Origin of the sequence: Amycolatopsis sp. NPDC059021 (assembly GCF_042739895.1) — a bacterium.
Taxonomy (GTDB): Bacteria; Actinomycetota; Actinomycetes; order Mycobacteriales; family Pseudonocardiaceae; genus Amycolatopsis.
The window spans coordinates 222,556-229,238 of record NZ_JBHYIQ010000003.1 but is presented as its reverse complement, the minus strand read 5'-3'; the positions used below and the strand labels follow the sequence as shown (position 1 = coordinate 229,238).

6 protein-coding genes are annotated in these 6,683 nt (G+C 70.5%); 1 reads left to right on the top strand and 5 read right to left on the bottom strand.

Annotated elements, in window-relative coordinates:
• Window positions 1-77 precede the first annotated feature (77 nt).
• Window positions 78-1,175: a S1 family peptidase gene (locus tag ACFWX1_RS02825; RefSeq protein WP_378383145.1), complete on the bottom strand. Its 1,098-nt coding sequence runs from the start codon at window positions 1,173-1,175 to the stop codon at window positions 78-80.
• Window positions 1,176-1,403: 228 nt separating this feature from the next.
• On the opposite strand from ACFWX1_RS02825, the gene ACFWX1_RS02820 reads away from it, so the two are divergent.
• The gene (locus ACFWX1_RS02820; protein ID WP_378383143.1) at window positions 1,404-2,627 is read left to right on the top strand and encodes a P1 family peptidase; all 1,224 of its coding nucleotides are present in this window, start codon (window positions 1,404-1,406) and stop codon (window positions 2,625-2,627) included.
• Window positions 2,628-2,637: 10 nt separating this feature from the next.
• On the opposite strand, the gene ACFWX1_RS02815 is transcribed toward ACFWX1_RS02820, so the two are convergent.
• The 4 genes from ACFWX1_RS02815 to ACFWX1_RS02800 form a co-directional block, all read right to left on the bottom strand.
• Entirely contained in the window at window positions 2,638-3,882 is a 1,245-nt protein-coding gene (locus tag ACFWX1_RS02815; RefSeq protein ID WP_378383141.1) for an MFS transporter, read from the bottom strand.
• 198 nt (window positions 3,883-4,080) lie between these two features.
• Window positions 4,081-4,206 carry a hypothetical protein gene (locus ACFWX1_RS02810; protein WP_378383139.1) on the bottom strand — a complete coding sequence of 42 codons (126 nt, stop codon included), beginning with the start codon at window positions 4,204-4,206 and terminating at the stop codon, window positions 4,081-4,083.
• A gap of 78 nt (window positions 4,207-4,284) precedes the next feature.
• Window positions 4,285-5,784, bottom strand: a complete 1,500-nt coding sequence (locus tag ACFWX1_RS02805) for a DHA2 family efflux MFS transporter permease subunit (RefSeq protein WP_378383137.1) — start codon at window positions 5,782-5,784, stop codon at window positions 4,285-4,287.
• 76 nt (window positions 5,785-5,860) lie between these two features.
• Window positions 5,861-6,667: a TylF/MycF/NovP-related O-methyltransferase gene (locus tag ACFWX1_RS02800; RefSeq protein ID WP_378383135.1), complete on the bottom strand. Its 807-nt coding sequence runs from the start codon at window positions 6,665-6,667 to the stop codon at window positions 5,861-5,863.
• Window positions 6,668-6,683 lie beyond the last annotated feature (16 nt).

Below are 6,683 nucleotides of genomic sequence, written 5' to 3'. Positions count from 1 at the left end.
GAGACAGCCTTCACAGCGTTGAGCGCTGTGAAGGAGGCCTTCACGGCCCTTGGCCAACTCGGATCCACAAAGGACGGTCAGCGGTTCAGGGTAACTCCGTACGCGCGCAGCGCCGCGGTCAGCGGCTGGAACCACGTCACGGAGACGGTGTCGCCCGCGCCGGTCATGCCCAGCCCGGTCGCGCCGTCGTACCACGGGCCGCCGCTGTCGCCGTGATCGGCGTGGGTGTCGGTCTTCACCATGCCGCGGACCACCTGGCCGTCGCCGTAGTCGACGGTTTCGTTCAGCGCCTGCACCGAACCACAGGTGACCTCGGTGGTGCGCCCGCTCTTGCAGATCTGCTCGCCGACGGTGGCGTCGCCCGCCGCGGTGATCGGCTGCGTGGAGCCGTCGTACAGGTTCACCGCACCCGGCGCGTCACCGGAGTCGTTGCGGATCAGGCTGTAGTCCGTCCCGGGGAACCGGGCGTCCACCGTCGGGCCGATTCCCTGCCAGTACGGCAAACCCTGGGCACAGTGCCCGGCGTCGACGATGTAGTTCCGCCCGCCCTTGTTCGAGTTGAATCCGGCGGAGCAGACCGACTGCCCGTTGCTGATCTCGTCACCGTCGTAGATCAGCGGCTGGAAGACGCCGTGCGCGCGGTCCACCCGGACCCGGTCGCCGAAAGCGCGTGCCGTGCCGAGCAGTCCCGCGACCCGGTCGGCGGGGGCCGCGTCGGAAACGGTCAGCACGACCTGATCGGCCACCGGATCGAGGCCGGTCGACGTGTTCGGCACCGGCTGGAGTGCCGCTTGCACGGACGTCAGTTCCGCGGTGCCGTACCGCACCGAGCGCGGCGTGGCACCCGCCGCGCGGACCGTCTCGGCCGCACGCGCGTCGAGCACGTTGACCACGGCCGATCCGGTACGCGGATCCAGGTAGCCGCCCGCCGAGCGAGCACCGAGCTGGCGGTCGAGTTCCTGGACTTTCGCCGCGCCGGCACGCTGGACCGCGAGTACGTGCGCCGCGCGCGCCGGGTCGGCACCCGTGGTGGCCACCAGGTGGGCGACCGCCACGGATGCCGCCGAGGGCGCGAAAGTGCCGTGCGGCGCGGCCGCCGCCGGGGTTCCGGCCACCGCGGCGGTGACACAGGCGGCGGCCACGGGCAGCGCGACGCGTTGTCGTAGTCGTTTCATCGCAAGGATTCCTTCCGGTCAGGCACGGCGCCGGCCGGCGCGTTCACCGGCGACCGCGAGAACAGGCAAGGCGAGCTCCAGGTTCCTCGCGTACCACGACGCTGAAAACCCACCTTCGTAGGTGTGTTCCCGGTGTCCACAGTGGACGATGGGCAATCCGCTGGGCTTCCCCGGACGCGGCCGGACGTGCCATGCTCGGATCTCACCCTGGTGACCCGGGAGGCGCTCGTGAATCGGTCGGCGTGGGAAGACGACCCGCACCCGGTGGGCAGGCGGACGATGCTCAAAGCCGCCGCCGCGACGATGGCGATCCCTTCGGGCACCGCCGAGGCGGGCGAACTGCCACCGGAGGTGCGAGACGGAATCCGGCGCGGGCGGCGGTACCGGCTACGGGAACTGGGCATCGTCATCGGCGAGCTGCCCACCGGCCGGTACAACGCGATCACCGACGTGCCCGGGGTCGCGGTCGGCTACCGGACGCTGATCTTCGACCGGCCGGGCCCGCCGCCGAACATCGCCAGGACCGGCGTCACGATCATCGTGCCCCGCGACGAACCCGTCTGGCGCAACCACTGCTACGCGGGAATCCACGCGCACAACGGCAACGGCGAACTGACCGGGGCGCACTGGATCGCCGAATCCGGCTGGCTGACCTCGGACATCGGCATCACCAACACCCATCAGGTCGGCATCGTCCGGGACACCCTCGTCAAGCTCGAAGCCGAGCGGAACAAGGCGCTCGCCTGGCGGCTGCCCGTGGTGGCCGAAACCTGGGACGGCCCGCTGAACCAGATGGACGGCTTCTGGATCACCGAGGACGACGTGCGGGCAGCGGTGGCCGACGCGAAGGGCGGCCTGCCCGCCGAAGGCAACGTCGGCGGCGGCACCGGTATGTCCTTCTTCGGCTACAAGGGCGGCAGCGGGACGTCGTCGCGCCGGGTCGATCACCACGGAAACGCCTACACCGTCGGGGTTTTCGCGCAGACGAACTTCGGCAGGCCCCGCGATCTGCTGGTCAAGGGCGCGCCGATCGGGGCGGAACTGCCTCCGCCCCCACCGCTGGGACCCGCGCCGGACAAGTCCCAGGGCTCGTGCATCATCGTCGTCGCGACCGACGCGCCCCTGCTGCCCGGCCAGTGCCGCCGGCTCGCCGAACGCGCGGGCATCGGCCTCGGCCTGGTCGGCGGCGTCGCGTCCAATGGCGATGGCGACATCTACCTCGCCTTCTCGACCGGCAACGACATCCGTCCCGGCGATCCGCTGCGCGAGGCCAAGGCGATCGACAACGACGAGATCGACCCGTTCTTCCACGCCGTGGTCGAAGCGACCCAGGAGGCGTTGCTCAACTCGGCCACGAAAGCCGAACGCATGACCGGGAACCGCGGCACGCGCGAGGGGCTGCCCCTCGGTGAACTCGTCGAGATCCTCAAGCGGCACCGGCTTTACCCTTGAGCCGGCTCGCTCAAGCATCCAGCCCGGCGGCGGTGATCCCGGCGGGCGTGGGTGCCTGGCGGAGCGGAAACCGGGTGCAGACGAAGAACAGGCTGAGCGCGGTCAGCGCGACCGCGGCGAGGATCGTCGCCGGGTAACCCCACGCGCCCGCGAGCACCGGGCCGAGCGAGGCCGCGCCGATGGCGATCGTGTATCCCCAGCTGGAGAAGAGCGTGAAATCGCTGCCGGCGGTGGCCGTCCGGCACAGGTCCATGGACACCGTGAAGATCACCGTGTTGGTCACACCGCGGATCGCGCCGAGCACCACCACCGCGCCGAACGTCACCGCCTCCGCACGGCCGAAGGCGACCGGGAGCAAGGCGGCCATGGCGACCACCTCCCCCGCGATGGCGAACAGCAACGTCCGGCGGCGGCTGTATCGCCGCATCGCCCGCCCGGCCACCGCGGCGCCCGCGATCCCGGCCGTTCCGGGCAGTACCGAAGTCAGCAGGCTCAGCCAGGCCAGATCCCAGCCCTGATCGACGAGCATCGGTGCCAGCAGGGACTGCGCCAGCATGATGCCGCCCCAGGCCAGCGGCAGGATCGCCCCCATCCACCACAGGGTCCCCGGTCGGCGCAGGATGCGTGCCGCCTCCGCGAGCCCCGGCCGGTGCCGGGCACGCGGCGTGGCCGCGGGACCGGGAAGCCGTCTCAGCACGAGCAAGGGCACCAGACCCGCCGCCGCCACGACAGTGGCTGCCCATGGCCAGCCCCAGTGCTGCGTGATGATCAGCGTGGCGCTCGTGCCGACGATCGCTCCCGCGAAACCGGCACCCACCCGGATCGCGTTCACGGCTCCCCGTTCCCGCTCCCCGCTGAGCCGCACGGCCAGCGCGTCGGTCGCGATGTCCTGAGTACCGACAAGCGCGATCAGCACACACGCCGCCAGGAAAACGACGGGGAAATCGCCGCGAAGATCGAGGGCGGCCAGTACGGCCAGCGTCAGCACGACGGCCGGCTGCGAGAACGCCAGCCACGAACGATACCGGCCATATCGGTCGACAAGCGGCGCCCAGAAGATCTTCGCCACCGTCGCGAAGGACACCAGCGAGATCGCCCCCACCTCACCGAGCGAGGCCCCACGCTGCCGGAGCAACGCGGGCAGCGCGGCGATCACGCCCGTCGCGATGAACTGGCCGCTGTAGAGCACCGCGAGCGGAACGAGATACCGGTGAAGTTCCCGTGGCTTGCCCGGCCTCACCACCGAGACGGTCATCCGACCGGCCCCCTGCCCGCCTCGCACGCCATCGGAACCTCCTGACCACGCCCTTCGACTTAGGTTAGGCTAACATATTTTCGACCCAACGTCGGAAAAGGACTGGACTGGACTGGCCCGTGCCGCATCGCGCGGCGCGGTTCCCGCCTGACGTCCACTGTGGACATGAACGGGACCGGCCACGGATGGGGAGCGATATCAGTCGGCACAGGAACTCGCGGTGGCGGCGGCGAGGCGGGCACCGGCCGGGAAGCCGACGCTCTCCCAGCGACGAGCGATCCGTTCTTCCGCGGCCATCGGGCCGCCGACCAGGCTTCCGGCCACGCGCTGAGGGGCCGGCGGAACGCGGCCGCCACCACCAAGTCCACAATGGACTTCATCGGCGTGCGAACCGGGTGAGGCTCACCTCGGTCGCGCGGCGCGGAGCCGAAGCGCCAGCGCGGCGGCCAGCACGGACGCCGCGGCACCGGCGAGGAACGCCCGCCCGTATCCCGCGGCGAGCGCTTCTTCCAGGCCGGACCGGCCAGAGCCCACTAGTGTCCGGGTGTGCGTGGTGGCCACCGTGGTGAAGACCGCGATCGCGAGCGCCCCGGTGACCTGCCTCGTGGTGTTCAGGATTCCCGACGCCAGCCCGGCGCGGGCGGGCTCGACGCCGCTGGTGGCGGCCACCGTGATCGGCGTGAACGCCAGCCCGATACCGAAGCTGAACAACACGGTCGGCCCGGCCAGCGTGCCCAGGTAGGTCCCCGCGCCGTCGATCGTGCTCAGCACGCCGAATCCGCACGCGGCGAGCACGGCGCCCACGACCGCGAGCGGGCGCGTCCCCCACCTGGCCAGCAGCCGCCCGCTCACCTGCGCACCGGCGGCGACCGCCGCGGTGGCGGGCAGGAACACCAGTCCCGCGGCCAGCGGCGAGTAGTGCAGCACGTTCTGCACGTAGAGCGAGAGCAGGTAGTAACTGGTGAAGAAGGCGGCACCGAGGAAGAACATGACGAGGTTGGCCATCCCCACCGAGCCCGCCGCGAAGAAGTTCAAGGGCAGCAACGGAGCCTTGGCCCACCAGCGCTGGTGCGCCAGGAACGCACCGGTCAGCGCCACGCCCATCCCGAGCGCCCCGAGCGTCACCGGGTCGGCCCAGCCGCGGTCGTCGCTGGTCACGATGCCGTAGACGAGAGCGACCAGCCCGACGGTGATGAGCGTCGCGCCCGCCACGTCCAGCCGGACCCGTGCCGCGGCGCCCCGGCCCCGGGGCAGCGTGCACCAGGCCCCGATCAGCACGGCCACGCCGATCGGCAGGTTGATGAACAGAATCCACCGCCAGCCAAGGCTTTCGGTGAGGACACCGCCGAGCAACGCGCCCGCCGCCCCGCCGGCAGCCCCCACCGCGCTCCACACCCCGAGCGCGCGCGAGCGAGCCGCCCCGGCGGGAAAGGTCGTGGTGAGGATCGTGAGCGTCACCGGCGACAACGCGGCACTGCTGATCCCCTGCACCGCTCTGGCGACGACCAGGGTGCCGGCGTCCGGCGCCAGCCCGCCCACCATGCTGGTGAGCACGAAAACGGCCAGTGAAGCCAGGAAGATCCGCCGCTGCCCGAAGAAGTCGGCCAGCCTGCCGCCGAACAGCAGGAACCCGGCGAAGGTCGTGGTGTAGGCGTTGACCACCCACTGCAGGCCCGACGACGTGAAGCCGAGGTCCGCCCGGATCGAGGGCAGCGCGACGGTCACGATCAGCCCGTCCAGGAAGACCATCAACTGCGCCAGGCAGACCACCACGAGAACGGCCCACCGGGCCGAGGACGGACCGGTTCCCGCACTCTCGGCCACCGCCGGCTTCCCGTTCGCCGCGGTGATCCCACCGGGTCCCGCCGCGCTCGTCCGCCCCCCGTCGGGCACCTCGCTCACCTCCGCACCCCAGGAACTCTTCCGACGAAGGCGAGCCTAACATATTTTCCGACCGAGAGTCGGAAAATATGTCCGGTCAGCGTCCCGCCTTGCGCCAGAACACTCCGGTCCAGTCGATCTCCTCGATCGGCTCCTCGATGCCGTGCGTGTGCCGGTAGTCGCCGACCGCCTGACGGCAGGTCTCGAGGCTGTAGTCGTCGATGATGCAAAACCCGCCCGCCGACAGCTTGGGGTACAGGAACTCCAGTGCCGCGTAGGTCGATTCGTACAGATCCCCGTCGAGCCGGAGCACCGCCAGCTGCGGGATCGGGGCGTTCGGCAGGGTTTCGGAGAAGTAGCCCGGCAGGAACCTGACCTGCTCGTCGAGCAGACCGTACTGCCGGAACCTGGCCTCGACCTCCGACAGGTCGATCGCGATCGGGTACCCCAGATCGTCCAGGTACTTCTTCACGGTGTCCGTCTTGAAGAACTCGTCGGCGGGGAACCTCTCGGTATCCGGCTCGGGGAAACCGGCGAACGAGTCCGCGAGCCAGACCGTCCGGTCGCGGACGTCCCAGGCACGCAGGATCGCGCGCATGAACACACAGGCGCCGCCCCGCCAGGTGCCGGTTTCGATCAGGTCGCCGGGAACGCCGTCCCGGAGCGCGGTTTCCACGCAGGTACGCACATTGTCCAGCCGCGGCCAGCCGATCATCGTGTCCGCGTCCTGATGCGCGAATCTGCCCTCGACGATTTCGGTCATCGTGCGCGGCCGCTCGAGCGGCGGGCCCAGGAACACACGGCCGTCCGAGTACCGGGTCAGGCAGCGCTTGATCAGATCCAGGTACGCCTCGGCTCCCGCGGAGAGCCGGACGTCTTGGCGTGCAAGGGCTTCGGAGTTCATGACAACGGCCTTTCAC

What these genes read in the sequence shown, in the direction of transcription:
- ACFWX1_RS02800 (WP_378383135.1), bottom strand. Translation starts at nt 6,667, where the DNA reads ATGAACTCCGAAGCCCTTGCACGCCAAGACGTCCGGCTCTCCGCGGGA.
- ACFWX1_RS02825 (WP_378383145.1), bottom strand. Translation starts at nt 1,175, where the DNA reads ATGAAACGACTACGACAACGCGTCGCGCTGCCCGTGGCCGCCGCCTGT.
- ACFWX1_RS02815 (WP_378383141.1), bottom strand. Translation starts at nt 3,882, where the DNA reads ATGACCGTCTCGGTGGTGAGGCCGGGCAAGCCACGGGAACTTCACCGG.